This is a genomic window from Ignatzschineria sp. F8392, assembly GCF_002252045.1.
Classification (GTDB): Bacteria; Pseudomonadota; Gammaproteobacteria; order Cardiobacteriales; family Wohlfahrtiimonadaceae; genus Ignatzschineria.
Genome location: NZ_NEFF01000008.1, coordinates 20,032 through 36,530, shown reverse-complemented (window position 1 = coordinate 36,530; position 16,499 = coordinate 20,032). Strand labels below are relative to the sequence as shown.

The 16,499-nt window shown below is 40.5% G+C and carries 11 protein-coding genes; 1 reads left to right on the top strand and 10 read right to left on the bottom strand.

Translation table 11 applies throughout. The features are described from left to right. The first annotated feature begins 3 nt into the window (after positions 1-3). On the top strand, positions 4-6,621 hold the full coding sequence (locus B9T19_RS10655; protein WP_158214398.1) for an Ig-like domain-containing protein: 6,618 nt from the start codon (positions 4-6) through the stop codon (positions 6,619-6,621). A 78-nt stretch (positions 6,622-6,699) separates the two neighbouring features. Here the strand turns inward: B9T19_RS10655 and B9T19_RS09945 are convergent, their stop codons facing one another. From B9T19_RS09945 to B9T19_RS09900, 10 genes are all read right to left on the bottom strand, one after another. After that, entirely contained in the window at positions 6,700-7,395 is a 696-nt protein-coding gene (locus tag B9T19_RS09945) for a triacylglycerol lipase (protein WP_094568481.1), read from the bottom strand. A 242-nt stretch (positions 7,396-7,637) separates the two neighbouring features. Then, positions 7,638-8,177: a ClpXP protease specificity-enhancing factor gene (locus B9T19_RS09940; protein ID WP_094568480.1), complete on the bottom strand. Its 540-nt coding sequence runs from the start codon at positions 8,175-8,177 to the stop codon at positions 7,638-7,640. A gap of 9 nt (positions 8,178-8,186) precedes the next feature. Beyond that, on the bottom strand, positions 8,187-8,795 hold the full coding sequence (locus tag B9T19_RS09935; RefSeq protein WP_094568479.1) for a glutathione S-transferase N-terminal domain-containing protein: 609 nt from the start codon (positions 8,793-8,795) through the stop codon (positions 8,187-8,189). A 100-nt stretch (positions 8,796-8,895) separates the two neighbouring features. Then, entirely contained in the window at positions 8,896-9,717 is an 822-nt protein-coding gene (locus B9T19_RS09930; RefSeq protein WP_094568478.1) for a cytochrome c1, read from the bottom strand. Continuing rightward, entirely contained in the window at positions 9,714-10,988 is a 1,275-nt protein-coding gene (locus B9T19_RS09925; protein WP_094568477.1) for a cytochrome bc complex cytochrome b subunit, read from the bottom strand. Before B9T19_RS09925 ends, B9T19_RS09930 begins: the two co-directional genes overlap by 4 nt. Further along, on the bottom strand, positions 10,988-11,584 hold the full coding sequence (petA, locus tag B9T19_RS09920) for a ubiquinol-cytochrome c reductase iron-sulfur subunit (protein ID WP_094568476.1): 597 nt from the start codon (positions 11,582-11,584) through the stop codon (positions 10,988-10,990). Before petA ends, B9T19_RS09925 begins: the two co-directional genes overlap by 1 nt. Positions 11,585-11,612: 28 nt before the next feature. Beyond that, positions 11,613-12,182 (bottom strand): elongation factor P, encoded by a 570-nt coding sequence (efp, locus tag B9T19_RS09915; protein WP_094568475.1) that lies wholly within the window; start codon positions 12,180-12,182, stop codon positions 11,613-11,615. Positions 12,183-12,260: 78 nt separating this feature from the next. Beyond that, entirely contained in the window at positions 12,261-13,361 is a 1,101-nt protein-coding gene (locus tag B9T19_RS09910) for a TRAP transporter substrate-binding protein (protein WP_094568474.1), read from the bottom strand. Positions 13,362-13,930: 569 nt separating this feature from the next. Further along, a complete protein-coding gene (locus tag B9T19_RS09905) occupies positions 13,931-15,016 on the bottom strand; it encodes a TRAP transporter substrate-binding protein (RefSeq protein WP_094568473.1) in 1,086 nt (361 codons plus the stop codon). 163 nt (positions 15,017-15,179) lie between these two features. Continuing rightward, complete coding sequence (locus B9T19_RS09900) at positions 15,180-16,277, bottom strand: TRAP transporter substrate-binding protein (RefSeq protein ID WP_094568472.1); 1,098 nt, start codon at positions 16,275-16,277, stop codon at positions 15,180-15,182. Between the last annotated feature and the right edge of the window lie 222 nt (positions 16,278-16,499).

Below are 16,499 nucleotides of genomic sequence, written 5' to 3'. Positions count from 1 at the left end.
TATATGACAATGATATTGATCGAGCGGGTAGATGGTGCTAAGCCATTAAATGTTTCTTTAGATGACCAAACATTATTAACACCTCATCTCATTAAGATTGAGGGGAGTCCGCAAGATATTACTAGAGTTGAGCGCGATGGTAATAACCTGATATTGACATTTGTATCGGGAAAAAAGGTCGTTTTCTATGGATTCTATAATGAAAATGAAGAGGGAGTTCATAGTGAATTAGTCTTTGAAGACGAAGATTCTCAATTGTTTTGGCTTAATGGCGATGGATTTGTAGAAGTTGCGGTAGATCCGGCTTTAGTGCCAGAAGTTGTAGGGGGAGTAGCCTCAGACTCAGCGATGCCTAAGTGGATGTTGCCCTTATTGGGTATTGGTATTTTGGGCGGAATGCTTGCAACGTCTTCGTCGAGTTCTGGCGGAGGCCGTTTTTCTGATCAGGGTGATGTTAATAAGCCCGATTCTCCAACAGATTTAGAAATTAATAATAAAAATGATGGCTCCACCGCTGTAACTGGTAAGGGTGAGCCGGGTGCTGAAGTCATTATCCGCGATAAAGAGGGTAATGAAGTTGGTAAAGGTAACGTCGATGGAGATGGCAACTTTGAAGTAGAAGTTGAGAATGGTCTAAAAGATGGCGAAGAATATGATGTTATCGCTAAAGACCCCGCAGGCAATGAATCTGAAGCCGGAAAAGTTGTAGGTGATACCACAGCTCCTGATGCGCCAACGGACTTAGAGATCAATAATAACGAAGATGGCTCCACCACTGTAACTGGTAAGGGTGAGCCGGGTGCTGAAGTCATTATCCGCGATAAAGAGGGTAATGAAGTTGGTAAAGGTAACGTTGATGAAGATGGGACCTTCGAAGTGGAAGTTGAGAATGGTCTAAAAGATGGTGAAGAGTATGATGTTATCGCTAAAGACCCCGCAGGCAATGAATCTGAACCAGGGATCGTTATAGGTGATAGCGATTCTGACTCGGATAGCGACTCTGACTCAGATAGTGATTCAGATTCCGATAGCGACTCCGATTCCGACAGTGATTCAGATTCCGATAGTGATTCAGATTCCGATAGTGATTCAGACTCAGATAGTGACTCTGATTCCGACAGTGATTCAGATTCAGACAGCGATTCGGATTCTGATAGTGATTCAGATTCTGATAGTGATTCAGATTCCGATAGCGACTCCGATTCAGACAGCGACTCAGACTCCGATAGCGATTCTGATTCTGACTCGGATAGCGATTCAGATTCCGACAGTGATTCAGATTCCGACAGTGATTCAGATTCCGACAGTGATTCAGATTCCGATAGCGACTCTGACTCAGATAGTGATTCAGATTCAGATTCCGATAGCGACTCCGATTCCGACAGTGACTCTGATTCAGACAGCGACTCAGACTCCGATATCGACTCCGATTCCGATAGCGATTCTGATTCGGATAGCGATTCAGATTCCGACAGTGATTCAGATTCCGACAGTGACCCCGATTCCGACAGCGACTCAGACTCCGATATCGACTCCGATTCCGATAGCGATTCTGATTCGGATAGCGATTCAGATTCCGACAGTGATTCAGATTCCGACAGTGAGCCCGATTCCGACAGTGATTCAGATTCCGATAGCGACTCTGACTCAGATAGTGATTCAGATTCCGATAGCGACTCTGACTCAGATAGTGATTCAGATTCAGATTCCGATAGCGACTCCGATTCCGACAGTGACTCTGATTCAGACAGCGACTCAGACTCCGATAGTGATTCAGACTCTGATAGCGATTCAGATTTAGATAGTGACTCAGATTCCGATAGTGATTCAGATTCGGACAGCGACTCCGATTCCGACAGCGATTCTGATTCCGATAGTGACTCAGACTCCGACAGTGATTCTGATTCCGATAGTGACTCAGACTCCGACAGCGATTCAGATTCCGACAGTGACTCAGATTCAGATAGTGATTCTGACTCCGATAGCGACTCAGACTCAGACAGTGATTCAGACTCGGACAGCGACTCCGATTCCGACAGTGACTCTGATTCAGACAGCGACTCAGACTCCGATAGCGATTCAGATTCCGACAGTGATTCAGACTCGGATAGTGATTCAGATTCCGATAGCGACTCCGATTCAGATAGTGACTCCGATTCCGACAGCGACTCTGATTCAGACAGCGACTCCGATTCCGACAGTGACTCTGATTCAGACAGCGACTCCGATTCCGACAGCGATTCAGATTCCGACAGCGATTCAGATTCCGATAGCGACTCCGATTCCGACAGTGATTCAGATTCCGACAGTGATTCAGACTCGGATAGTGACTCTGATTCGGACAGCGACTCAGATTCCGACAGTGACTCTGATTCAGACAGCGACTCCGATTCCGACAGTGGCTCTGATTCAGATAGCGACTCCGATTCCGACAGCGATTCAGATTCCGACAGCGATTCAGATTCCGATAGCGACTCCGATTCCGACAGTGACTCTGATTCAGACAGCGACTCCGATTCCGACAGCGATTCAGATTCCGACAGCGATTCAGATTCCGATAGCGACTCCGATTCCGACAGCGACTCTGATTCAGACAGCGATTCAGATTCCGACAGTGATTCAGATTCCGACAGTGATTCAGACTCCGATAGTGACTCAGATTCTGACAGTGATTCAGATTCCGACAGTGATTCAGACTCCGATAGTGACTCAGATTCCGACAGCGATTCAGATTCTGATAGCGATTCAGATTCTGATAGTGATTCAGACTCGGACAGCGACTCAGATTCGGATAGCGACTCAGATTCGGATAGCGACTCTGATTCCGACAGTGATTCAGACTCCGATAGTGACTCAGATTCCGACAGCGATTCAGATTCCGATAGCGATTCAGATTCCGACAGCGACTCAGATTCCGACAGTGACTCTGATTCAGACAGCGACTCCGATTCCGACTTAGATACAGTGGTGCCAGAAGCTCCGACGGAGGTTGAGATCGAGAATCAAGAAGATGGTTCAACGACTGTCAAAGGTAAAGGTGAAGAGGGCTCTACCGTCATTATCAAAGATAAAGAGGGTAATGAAGTCGGTCGTGGAGAGATCGATGAAGATGGCAACTTTGAGGTTGAAATTAAAGATGGCCTTGAGGATGGTAAAGATTACGATGTGGTCGTGAAAGATCCTGCTGGAAATATATCTGATCCAACGACTGTTACGGGCGATAAAACGCCACCTAAAGCACCGACCGATATTGTGATCGAGAACCAAGAAGATGGTTCAACGACTGTCAAAGGTAAAGGTGAAGCGGGCTCTACCATCATTATCAAAGATAAAGAGGGTAATGAAATCGGTCGTGGAGAGATCGATGAAGATGGCAACTTTGAGGTTGAAATTAAAGATGGCCTTGAGGATGGTAAAGATTACGATGTGGTCGTGAAAGATCCTGCCGGAAATATATCTGATCCAACGACGATTACGGGCGATTCCACGGCTCCTGATGCACCTAAGAATGTTGTTGTCTCTGACGATGGATTAGTGATTACAGGAACGGGGGAAAAAGGGACTACGGTGACTGTTAAAGGTAGTGATGGGAGTACTATCGGAGAGGGTAAAGTGGATGAAGATGGTAATTTTACTGTGGATTTAGAAAATCCAACAGATGGATCGCCTATTGAGATCACTTTAACGGATGATGCAAAAAATACTTCTAAGCCAACAATAATCGAGAAAACACCTGATTTAACTATCTTAAATCCGCCGTCAAATATTATGTTTTCAAAAGATGGATTCTCTGTATCAGGTAAAGGAAAACATGGGGCAACTATTGTTATTAAAAACGATAGAATGGGGACTTTAACAAAAGAGGTCGATGAGAATGGTGACTTTAAATTTACCTTTAATAAGGTAACAGATGGTTCTGATTTTGAATTTTATTTAACAAGTGGTGAGAAAAAATCAGAGAGTATTACAGCGCCGTCTTATGACAAGTTACCACCAGATGCGCCCACTGATCTTGTTGTTATCATGGAAAATGGTGAAATTAAAATAACTGGAAAAGCTAAAGAGCCGCAAAGTTTTGTTAGTATTAAAAATGCTGATGGAAAGCACATAGGTGGTGCAATAGTGGGGCAGGATGGAACTTTTAAGGCAATTATGAATAAAGGGCATAATTTAAAGCCTGGAGATATGGTTACAGCTGATGTTGTAGATAATGCCAATAATATTTCAGAAAAAACTCCTATTGTTATTCCTTCTTTCTCTTTGGATGCACCAACTGATATCTTAGTTTCTGATAATGGTGAAGTCGTGATAGGTAGAGGTAAGCTTGGAGCGACAGTATTAGTTAAAAATCAGCAAGGTAAGACTATTGGTTCTTCTACAGTGAATGAAAAAGGGGATTTTGTTGTAAAATTGGATGGAGCAACAGATGGTTCACCTATTAAAGTTGGGCTTGAGAAAGATGGGTTAAAGTCAGATTATGTGGAAGTAATAACTCCAGATAAAGTCGCTCCTAATGCACCGACAGAGGTTGTTGTATCAGAAGTTGATGGTAAGACCGTAACAGGTAAAGGTGAAAAGGGAACAACGGTTATTATTAGGGATTCAAATGACCAAGAGATTGGTCGTGGTACGGTTAATAGTAATGATAAATTTACAGTGGTGTTGGAAAAACCAACAGATGGTCGAGATATTAAGGTTGGTTTAGAGGATAAATCTGGAAATAAATCACCAGAAGTGACCGCTTCTACACCTGATAAAGTAGCCCCGGATGCACCTGACAATGTTGTTGTTTCAACCGATGGTAAAACTGTTACGGGTACCGGAGAGAAAGGAACAACGGTTATTATTAGAGATCAAAATAATAATCAGATCGGCAAAGGGACTGTCGGTGAAGATGGTAAGTTCAAGGTAACACTTGATAAACCAACTGATGGATGCGATATTAAGGTAACATTGACGGATGCATCCAATAATACTTCTCCAGAAGCTATTGCTCAAACACCAGATGCCACAAGACCTGATGTACCTACAAACCTTGAGGTAGACTCTGAAGGCTTAGTATTAACAGGTAAAGGTAAGCCAAATACAGAAGTAACAGTGAAAGATCAGGATGGTCAAGTCATTGGTAAGGGGACTGTTAAAGGTGATGGCAACTTTAGTGTAACGTTAAATGGGCCAACGGATGGTCGTGATATTAAGGTCACATTAAAAAATCCTAGTAACGGTAAGATCTCTGATGAAGGGAGAGTGCCTACACCAGATAAGGTTGCACCAGATGCACCAACTGATATTGTTTTAGTTGATACAGGTTTAACTATTACTGGAAGAGGGGAACCGAATGCAACAGTAACTGTTACGGATAAGGATGATAACTTATTAGGTTCTGCAGAGGTTAACGAAGATGGATCATTTACAGTTGATTTAGACACAGCAACAGATGGTGGTAAAATTCTTATTAGCCAAACAGATAAGACTGGTAATAAATCTCCGGAAGTAGCAAAAGATTCACTTGATAAAGTAGCACCTAATGCTCCAACAGATCTTGTTGTATCTAATGATGGGAAGTCTATCACTGGAAAAGGTGAGGCAGGTGCTAAAGTGGTCGTGAAGATCAAGGATGGTGCAGTTATTGGATCCGGTAAAGTTGGTTCTAATGGTGAGTTTAAGGTTGATTTATCAAAACCGACAGATGGTAGTCTTCTAGAAGTAACACTTGAAGATACAGCTGAAAATGTATCTGCGGAAACTATTGTTGAAACTTTTGATCGGACTTTTGAAAGTATAGAGACAAATTTAACTCTCCATTCTAGAACAAAAAGAGGTCTAAAGGAGACAGCAAAGGCATCATTCACTGTAGAGAATGGCGTAGAATATAAGAAACTAGTTATATCAAGAGGAGATTCGCCCAGTCATACATTGATATCTATTCGTGACTCAAATGGTTATGAGGTCCATCATCAAATGCTCGCAGGCGGAACCACTCCTATAAACATAGGTCCGGGTAGTTATACTATTGAATTTATTGTTAACTCGAGCTTCTTAACCTCGTCAATGCAATTGCCATCAACCGTAAAGGTAACATACGATAAAGTCGTTACAACGCCGATACTCAAAGCTCGCATGTTAATGGCTGATGATTTCTTTGATGAGCATGAAGAAGTACGTCAAGATGATCAGAAAGAACTAATTTTTGAGTCACAAGGTGAAAATTCACTTGAATCCTCTGAAGAAGTTTTAGCAGATGAGTCTGAAATTGAAGAAATGCTTAACCCTGAATTGTCAGAAGAGGGTAATGATGCTGTAGATCTAGAAGATGAGTTTACTGAAGAGCTTCTCTCTGAAGAGAATATTGCTGATCTTGGTGATTTGTTAAATCTTGAAGAGAGCAATATTGAGCAAGAAGAATTACTAGGTGAATCTCTAGATCTAGGCAATCTTATCTCTACAGATGAAAATTCCGATACGTTGGTATTGCCATCTGAATATGGAGATGTTGAGCAAAAAGAGGAAAGTAGTGAAGAGATAGATGAAGAATCTGTTGATTCTGCCAATGAATTTGATGTTCAGCCAACAGTTGATCCATTAGATGACTTACTAGATGTTAATAAAACAATTATCTAATATACATGTTAAGTATTTAAGTATTTAAGTATATAATGATAAGATCAGAGCCCCATACTTTTGGTATGGGGCTCTTTTTTATTGATGGTTTGATATGACTTTTTTTGAGGGCTTAAAAAGAGCATGTTTGATAAATAGATCACATAATGAGGCAGTCTTTGGATCAAAAAGAATCATTGAGTGAGAGCGATTAAGGGTAATAAAGTCGCTATACCCTTCTAACTTAGTCTCATCGAGATAGACTGTACCATCACCAACTAGTGAATCTTTATCAATAGTATCGGTGATTGACTCTAGTAGTAGAGAAGTCGGACCTTGATTGTGGGTTCCTGCGATAATCCCCAAAGGAATGGGGAATTTCCAATATCGATTATAGTTTGGTAGTAGAACATTTTGAGATTTTCCGATTAGAAAGGATGCATTATGATCTGTCAGATATTGGACAATTCGGGATCCATGAAATGGAGGGGTAATCGCGATGACTCTCTTTAGTTGTTGAGATATTGATTTTTCTAGACTCTTTAAGATGATTAAAGAGCCTAAACTATGTCCGATAATGGCAAAAGGGGAGGAAAATCTCTCTAAATAGTGACAAAAAGAATCGACATTTTTTTCAAAGCTCGTTATGAGTGTAGGATATTTAAAGTAATGTACTTGATATCCAAGTTTTTCAAGACGATACCCCAATACTCTCATAATAAGTGTATTTTGGTATAAACCATGTATTAGGATGACATCCTTGATATCTTCAATATCTTCATATTTTTTTTTCATATTTTTTCATATTTTCAGAAATAGAGTAGAGGACCTAGGCGTTGTTAATATGATGTAGGGAAGCCCCATAGTAAGCTTCTAAAATCAGCTTTGCATTAAATATCGATAAATTATGATAATAGAGAATAAAAAAATCCTCGTAGCTTAATAGGAAATATAATGCTACGAGGATGGTTTTAGTTATTATTGTAGGGTTTAAATGCTACTCAATGCCCTGATCTTTGTAATTTTAATCTATTGATCTATTTGATAATTGTTAGAGTCGGCTTTTTATTTTTGTTACTATCTTTACCCTTATCTCTATTTTGTAAGCTCTCTTTATCAGATTGTTCCTCATCTTTAGAACTCTCTTTATGAGAGGTTGGCAGTTGCCCTTTATCTGGCTCAATAATATCTAGTTGAGGTCCCTTCTTTTTGGAGAAGGAGGGCGTTGTGATTTTCATCATATCTACAAAATAATCATCAGGGAGTGCCTCTGTTTGAAAGCCCATTCCCTCACCATTTTCTTGAGCATAGATTGCTGCAACAGCCCCTACAGGAAAGTTAATTTCATGAACGATCCCAGAAAAACGAGCGGAAAAAGAGATCCACTCATCGCCTAAAATAAGATTACTTACGGCTGATGGAAGAACATTAAGAATAATATTACCATCGGTGATAAATTCTTCTGGTACATCGACATAGGGAAGGGTTGCGTCTACTACAATGTAGGGTGTGCAATTATTATCGAGTATCCAGTCATAGAGGGCTCGAATAAAGTAGGGCTTATTTGAGGTCATCATAAAAAGTCCTTAAATAGTTTTCTCTTTTTTATCAAAAGCAGCTTTAACGCTCTCTTTTTCTAATAACCGATCATAGTAATCTAAGACAGGTTGAGCCTTTTTCGGAAGTGGGATATCCAAATATTTAACCCACCATAAGAAAGGGGCAATTGTTGCATCAATTAATGAGAAATCCTCATTTTGAAAATAGGCTGTCTCACTAAATAGTGGTGAATAGGCCACAAGAAGATCAGCGATCGCTTTATTAGTTCTATTATCTGCTGTTTTACGACCAATAAGTTTTTCAACGAGAGGATACCAATCGTTAACAATCGTTTTAATAGTTAGGCGAAACTTAGCCCGTAATATAGGGTCATTCGGGAGTAGTGGGGGGTGAGGAAAGCGCTCATCTAAAAATTCTAAGATAGTATCTGTATGATAAATAGCGATTTCACGAGTAATAAGTGTAGGTAGAATAACTTGAGGATTAACTTCTAAAAGGTCACCTGGGGGATTAGTTGGGTCGACAATTACTGTCTCACAGGTGATGTTTTTTTCGAGCAGGACGACTTTGACTCGATCACCATCTAAAGAGTTTTTTTCCGTAAAAAGGGTAAATCCTGTGCGTCTTGTTGACATAATTATGCTCTCCTTAATCGCAAGTAAGGAGCAATTAGATTTTAATTGCTCCTTACAGGTTTATTATAGTTTTCAATTATGAATGGTGTTCATTAAATACTTACTTTACATCCTTCCAATATTCACGATTTAAAGCATACGCAAGTATTGTAAAGATCACTAAGAATCCTAGAACCCAAGGACCATATTTTTTACGCTCGAGTTGTGCCGGCTCTGCAACATATGTCAGGAAGTTAGTGATGTCATTAACAGATTTGCGGAATTCTAATTCTGTCATTGCACCATCAGTTACTTTTTCAAGCCCTACAACAACTTCTTCATATTGACACTCATCAGGTTGTGATAAGTCACACTCACCAATAGCTACTTTTTCAATTATAGGGCGATTAGTGCCTTGCAGTTCAGCTAAAACATGAGGCATTCCCGCATTAGGGAATGCAATGTTATTCATTCCTGTAGGACGGCTTTCATCTTCATAGAAGGAAAGTAGATATTTATAGATATAGTCAGAACCTTTAGCTCGAGCAATAGTCGATAGATCCGGAGGTGAAACTCCTAGCCAGATTTGAGCATCAGCACGATCCATTGCTGTAAACATTAATTCCCCATCTTTTGTCGCTATAAACTCAGCTTCACGTGGGTCATAACTACCAGTATTGATCAACATTTGAATATCTTCTTCCTGCAAACCAATATCACGAGCTGTGATATTGTAGCGTTGGAACTCTAATGAGTGACAAGCCAGGCAGTAGTCTATATAGAGTCTAGCGCCTGATTGAAGAGATTCGTAGTTGGTCACATTGATTTGTGGTTTACCGAGTTGATCTAATGCTTTAGCCGTTAAATCCTCAGAAGTTTGTGCGGTTGCACTGGCTGCCATAAAGAAGAGACAGCTAGTAAATAGAGTTATGATTTTTCTCATTTCATTGTCACCCTTGTTGGAACTGGTTTAACTTTACCCCATCTAGACCACCATGGCATGCCAAGGAAGAAGATAAAGTAGAAGATAGTACAGATACGTGCAACTAATGTACGGGTATCATTCGCAGGAACTACTCCTAAGTATCCTAAGATAATAAAGCAGATAACAAAGAGGGCAATCATAATTTTGATGAAAGCACCTTTATAGCGAATAGAGCGTACAGGGCTTCTGTCTAACCAAGGTAATACGAAGAGAACTGCAATTGAAGCTCCCATTGCTAAAACGCCCCAGATCTGTGTTCCAAACCATGATGGAACAGCACGTAAAATTGTGTAGTAAGGTGTGAAGTACCAAACAGGTGCAATATGTGCAGGTGTTGCTAATGGGTTAGCAGGTTCAAAGTTAGGTGCTTCTAAGAAGAGACCAAACATATCAGGAGCATAGAAGATGATCAATGCAAAGAAGATCAAGAAGATTCCTACCGCAAAAGTATCATGAACTGTGTAGTAAGGGTGGAATGGGATTCCATCTAGAGGTTTTCCGTTCTCATCAAGATGATCTTTGATCTCAATTCCATCTGGGTTATTAGAACCTACTTGATGGAGTGCTAAAATATGTGCGACAACTAGACCAACTAATACAAGTGGTAAGGCGATAACATGGAGTGCAAAGAAGCGGCTCAATGTTGCTTCTGAGATAACAAAGTCCCCACGAATACCTGTAACTAAAGTATCACCAATATAAGGAATAGCACCGAAGAGAGAGATGATAACCTGAGCACCCCAGAATGACATCTGCCCATAGGGAAGTACATATCCCATGAAGGCCTCAGCCATAAGCACAAGATAGATCAACATACCAAAGATCCATACGAGTTCACGAGGTTTACGGTGTGAACCATAGATAAGACCACGGAACATATGCATGTAGACAACGATAAAGAACATCGATGCACCAACGGCATGCATATAGCGTATGAGCCATGTCCAGTTCGCATCCCGCATGACGGCAGTCTCTAATGATGCATAAGCAATAGGAATACCCGTAGGGCCAAGCGCTCCATCGGGTTTGTAGTACATGACTAACCAGATCCCCGTTAAGATTTGGTTCACAAGCATAACGCCCGCTAAAACACCAAATACATAGAGCCAGTTAAAGTTTTTTGGTGCGTAATACTCAGTGACATGAGTACTTAAAGCACGCTTATATGGCAATCGATAGTCGATCCAGTCGCCTAAACGAGCCAATTTTGATTTAGATTGAGTTGTCATTAAGCCCCCTCCCCGCTAATACCTACAACAATTGAGTTTTCATTTTTGTAGTAGTGATCAGGAACAAGTAAGTTAATTGGAGCAGGTAGATTCTTAAATACACGTCCTGCAAGGTCAAAACGTGAGCCATGACATGCACAGAAGAAGCCACCACGCCAAGATGGACCTAAGTCTGCAGGTGCAACTTCAGGTCTAAAGGTTGGCGAACAACCTAAATGAGTACAAATACCTACGAGTACGAGATATTCAGGTTTAATTGAACGGTACTCATTTTGAGCATATGGAGGCTGTTGATCGCTTTTTGAATTAGGGTCAACTAATGCATCCGGTGGGGAAGTTAGTAAACGCTCTAACATTGCTTCAGTACGATTTAGTACCCAAACCGGTTTCCCTTGCCACTCAACACGGAGTAACTCGCCAGGGGAAAGCTTAGATAGATCAACCTCAACAGGTGCTCCCGCACTTTTTGCTCGTTGACTTGGCATCCAAGACTTAACAAAAGGAACCCCGAGAAATCCTGCTCCAAAAGCCGCAACTGCTACCGTTGCATAGCTCAGGACTCGTCTCCTTTTATGATTAACATTCTCCGAACTCATGTTCTTCGTCTCCATTAAAAAATTACTTTTACTTGTTTACACGAGACACATACTCGCCTGTGCGTGTGTCAACCTTGATCACTTCACCGATTTGTACAAAGAGTGGTACACGAACAACAGCACCTGACTCAAGCGTCGCAGGTTTACCACCTGTTCCCGCAGTATCACCCTTTAGACCAGGATCTGTATCAACAATCTTCATTTCAATGAAGTTAGGCGGAGTCACCGTAAGTGGAGCACCATTGTAGAGTGTAACAGTGCAAGTATCTTGCTCCATTAACCATTTTTTTGCATCCTCTACCGCACTCTCATTTGCAGCGACCTGATCAAATGTTTCTGGATTCATGAAATGCCAAAATTCCCCATCGTTATACAAGTACTGGAGTTCAACATCCATGACATCCGCACCTTCAACAGATTCTCCTGAACGGAAGGTCTTTTCGATAACACGACCTGTTTTGAGGTTTCTGATTTTGACGCGGTTAAATGCTTGACCTTTACCAGGCTTAACCATCTCATTTTCGATGATTGAGCATGGATCCCCATCAAGCATAATCTTTAGTCCACTTTTGAATTGATTTGTTGTATATGTTGCCATTTTATAATCACTATATCCTGCTAATAAATTTTTCTATGCAGATTATACCTGAACTCCATTTTAAATTCAGCTTACATCTTACCTATTTTGTTTACGCAACTGAGTTGTCATAAAGCTTTGAAATATATTCTCATTGATTCTAAACCATTGGTATTCTTGGTTGAGGAATGCCTTCCAGTGATCATAGACCATTTTGAAGTCAGGGTTTTTAGCAGACTCCTCTTTATAGATTTCTTGAGCTACCTCATAAGAGGCTTCTAAAATTTCTTTAGAGAAGGAGCGAAGTTTTGCGCCATTTTTAGTTAATGTTGCTAAAGCAGGAGGATTTTCTGCATCATATTTTGCAATCATCCACTGGTTGATCTCGGCACAAACGGTCTCAAAGAGATCTTTATAGAGTTGGGGTAGCTCATTCCATTTAGCATCATTGACATAGAAGGAGACAGTAGCAGCACCTTCCCAGAATCCAGGTGTATAGTAGTAGGGTGCTACCGCTTGAAGTCCTAGCTTCTCATCGTCATAAGGGCCGACAAACTCAGCAGCATCAATCGTACCTTTTTCTAAGGATGAGTAGACGTCGCTTGCCGGGATTGTTTGTGGGATAACACCTAATCTAGAAAGAATCTCTCCTCCGAAACCAGGAATACGGAATTTCAGTCCTTTAAGATCTTCCAAGGTGTTAACCTCTTTTCTAAACCAGCCACCCATCTGCGCCGTTGTGTTACCACCAGGAAAGTTGATGATATTGTATTGTGCAAAAACTTTGCGTAGGATTTCTAACCCTCCGCCGGCATAAAACCATGCGTTTTGCATTCTTGCACTCATCCCAAAAGGTAGAACCGTATCAATAGAGAGCGCGGTATTTTTTCCATGATAGTAGTAAGAAGCGGTATGTCCTACCTCAACAGTTCCTTGAGATACAGCATCAAAGACTTGGTTTGCAGGGACGAGCTCGCCAGGAGCAAAAACTTGAATTTCAAATTGACCATTTGTTAATTTTGCTAACTTTTCAGAGAGCATTGTTGAAGCTGCAAAGAGGATGTTGAGGTTTTTGGGGAAACCCGCGGCAATACGCCACTTAACTTTTGGGAACGTTTCCGCTTTAGCTACAGAAGTTGCTGCTAATCCTGAGATTGCTGCTGCCGCACCGGCCTTTTTCATAAAATCACGACGTTTCATCTCTATTTCTCCCTTTATCGAATGCATATTTTATCTTTTAGAATAATATAAATTGTATAGTTAATTGTCCCTTTACAGAGACGATATGGATTGATTTATAAAGCTTTTTTATGAGGCTTTTAGTAAATAAAATTCAAATTCAAATTCAAATTTTATTTAAATATGATTTTTAAGATGTGAACCTTAAAGCATAAAGCTATCTATCAAAAGTAGATTTAGGCTTTAGAGTGAATCTAACTGAGTGAGTTTTAATCTATCGATAAGTTATATCAGATGTATCAGATAGAAGTTCTTACTCAGTGATATCCTAGATTGATGCTAGTGTTATGGGGTAGAACTACTCTCTAGTAATCAATCGTGAGGATTAGCATCTTTTTCGCTTTGCATTCGATGGGTAAATCGCTCTAAATATACTCTCTCTCAAGGGATAGATTGAGATGAGTAACCACCTTTATAGGGTTTATAGAAAGTGGTGCGGTAGATGCTGGTGATATAAAGATAGGTGCTTATTAAAGCTATCCTATTTTTATTTTTTATAAAATCTTGTGTTACTTGTCTTAGTTTATCTTCTATTTTCTAAGTTGTGAAAACATAAATTGTTGAAAGATATTCTCATTGACTCTAAACCATTGGTACTCCTTATTTAGAAAGTTTTTCCAGTGCGTATATACTTTTCTAAAATCTTCATTAACTGCTGATTCTTCTGCATATATCTCTTGTGCAACATCGTAAGCGGCTTGTAATATCTCTCGTGAAAAGGAGCGCAACTTCGCACCATTTTTTATAAGAGTTGCTAGAGCTTCAGGGCTTTTAGCATCATATTGAGCAGACATCCACATATTAACTTCAGCAGCTGCTCGCTCAAAGATAATCTTGTATCTTTGGGGAAGATTACTCCAGGCATCTTGGTTGACATAGAAAGAGAGCATCGAAGAGCCTTCCCAAAAACCTGGTGTGTAGTAGTAAGGAGCAACTTCTTGTAAACCTAACCGCTGGTCATCATAGGGACCTACAAATTCGGTAGCATCGATTGTCCCTTTTTCGAGGGAAGAGTAGATATCACCTACTGGAATATTTTGAGGAATTGCACCTAGTCTCGCAAAGATCTCTCCACCAAATCCAGGAATTCTAAACTTTAATCCTTGGAGATCAGCTACGCTTTTGACCTCTTTACGAAACCATCCTCCCATCTGTGTGTTAGAGTTGCCACCAGGGAAGTTTACAATATTGTATTTCCCAAAAAGCTCTCTTAAGACCTCATTTCCACCGCCAGCATAACACCAAGCATTTTGCATTCGGGTTGTTAAACCGAAGGGGAGGCAGGTATCGATCGAGAGCGCTTTATTTTTGCCATGATAGTAGTTCGAGGAGCTATGTCCAACCTCAACGGTACCGTTTTGGATGGCATCAAATACTTGTGTAGAAGGAATGAGTTCGCCAGCAGCAAAAACTTGAATCTCAAATTCCCCATTACTCATCTCATAGATAGAATCTGCTAGACGTTGGGATCCGCCAAATACAATATCGAGGTGGCGAGGGAAACTTGAGGTCATCTTCCACTTTATTTTTGCAGGTGTTGATGCTTTAAGTAGAGAGAAGGTTATTGCCCCTCCTGTTGCGAGACCAGCTTGCGCTATAAATTTGCGGCGCTTCATATCTTTCTAATTCCTCATCGTGATCTGTGAGAAAGATATTAGATCTTGAATGCCTAATATCTTCCTTGCTTTACTTTCAATATCAATATCATCGATTAATATCGATATTATTCATGTTTTATATCGACTTATTTTAGATCTATCTTTTACCTTACCACTCAATTTATGTTGTCTGTTTTCTAAATTGGGAGAACATAAATTGTTGGAAGATATTCTCATTGACTCTAAACCATTGGTACTCTTTGTTAAGAAAAGCTTTCCAATGGGTGTAAATTCTTCTGAAGTCTTCATTCACTTCAACCTCTTCCGCATAGATCTCTTGTGCGGCATCGTACGCAGCTTGAAGAATTTCTCGCGAGAAAGAGCGTAGCTTAGCACCATTTTGAATTAAGGTTGCTAGTGCTTCAGGGCTTTTAGCATCATATTGTGCTGACATCCACATATTGGCTTCAGCGGCCGCTCTCTCAAAAATAATCTTATATTTTTCAGGAAGATTTGCCCAAGCATCTTTATTGACATAGAAGGTGAGCATTGCTGATCCTTCCCAAAATCCAGGCGTATAGTAGTAAGGAGCAACTTCTTGTAGCCCTAGACGTTGGTCATCATAGGGTCCTACAAACTCAGTAGCATCAATGGTTCCTTTTTCGAGAGATGAGTAGATATCGCCGACAGCAATATTTTGAGGAATAGAGCCAAGACGAGAGAAGATCTCTCCACCAAATCCCGGGATACGGAATTTAAGACCTTTAAGGTCATCAACTGTTTTGACCTCTTTACGGAACCAGCCACCCATTTGAGTGTTGGAGTTACCGCCAGGGAAGTTAACAATATTATATTTATCAAAAAGTTCGCGTAAGACCTCCGTTCCGCCTCCGGCATAATACCACGCATTTTGCATTCGAGTTGTAAGGCCAAAAGGAAGACAAGTATCGATTGATAAAGCTTTGTTTTTCCCATGATAGTAGTTAGATGTGGTATGTCCTACTTCCACAGTTCCATTCTGAATAGCATCAAATACTTGTGTAGAGGGGACGAGTTCACCAGCGGCAAAAACCTGAATCTCAAATTCTCCATCACTCATCGCATATATGGAATCAGCCAATCTTTGTGATGTGCCAAAAAGGAGGTCTAAATGTTTAGGGAAGCTTGATGTCATGCGCCATTTTACTTTTGCATTGCTGTTTGCTTGTGCACTACTTAATGCGCCAATACCTGCTCCAGCAATGATTCCCGCACGGGAGATAAACTGTCGACGTTTCATGGTAGATAAATCCTCTCTTTAGATAGTAGTTTATAATTTATTGAATTTGATTTGTTAGTTATTAGTTATTAATTATTGGTTTTAGGCTCTAAATTATAGGTGTAGAGTAGGTAAAATGCGTTAATGCACGACTCTATAAATCTGATGCTTTACAAAGCTATGTTTGATTAATTGATAATTTAGCAATTTGTAATTTGCAACTAGCGAAGACTCTGATAGAGG

Excerpts from the sequence above, each read along its gene's own strand:
- B9T19_RS09900 (WP_094568472.1), bottom strand. The coding sequence starts at position 16,277 with ATGAAACGTCGACAGTTTATCTCCCGTGCGGGAATCATTGCTGGAGCA.
- B9T19_RS09930 (WP_094568478.1), bottom strand. The coding sequence starts at position 9,717 with ATGAGAAAAATCATAACTCTATTTACTAGCTGTCTCTTCTTTATGGCA.
- petA (WP_094568476.1), bottom strand. The coding sequence starts at position 11,584 with ATGAGTTCGGAGAATGTTAATCATAAAAGGAGACGAGTCCTGAGCTAT.
- B9T19_RS09945 (WP_094568481.1), bottom strand. The coding sequence starts at position 7,395 with ATGAAAAAAAAATATGAAGATATTGAAGATATCAAGGATGTCATCCTA.
- B9T19_RS10655 (WP_158214398.1), top strand. The coding sequence starts at position 4 with ATGACAATGATATTGATCGAGCGGGTAGATGGTGCTAAGCCATTAAAT.
- B9T19_RS09925 (WP_094568477.1), bottom strand. The coding sequence starts at position 10,988 with ATGACAACTCAATCTAAATCAAAATTGGCTCGTTTAGGCGACTGGATC.
- efp (WP_094568475.1), bottom strand. The coding sequence starts at position 12,182 with ATGGCAACATATACAACAAATCAATTCAAAAGTGGACTAAAGATTATG.
- B9T19_RS09910 (WP_094568474.1), bottom strand. The coding sequence starts at position 13,361 with ATGAAACGTCGTGATTTTATGAAAAAGGCCGGTGCGGCAGCAGCAATC.
- B9T19_RS09935 (WP_094568479.1), bottom strand. The coding sequence starts at position 8,795 with ATGTCAACAAGACGCACAGGATTTACCCTTTTTACGGAAAAAAACTCT.
- B9T19_RS09905 (WP_094568473.1), bottom strand. The coding sequence starts at position 15,016 with ATGAAGCGCCGCAAATTTATAGCGCAAGCTGGTCTCGCAACAGGAGGG.
- B9T19_RS09940 (WP_094568480.1), bottom strand. The coding sequence starts at position 8,177 with ATGATGACCTCAAATAAGCCCTACTTTATTCGAGCCCTCTATGACTGG.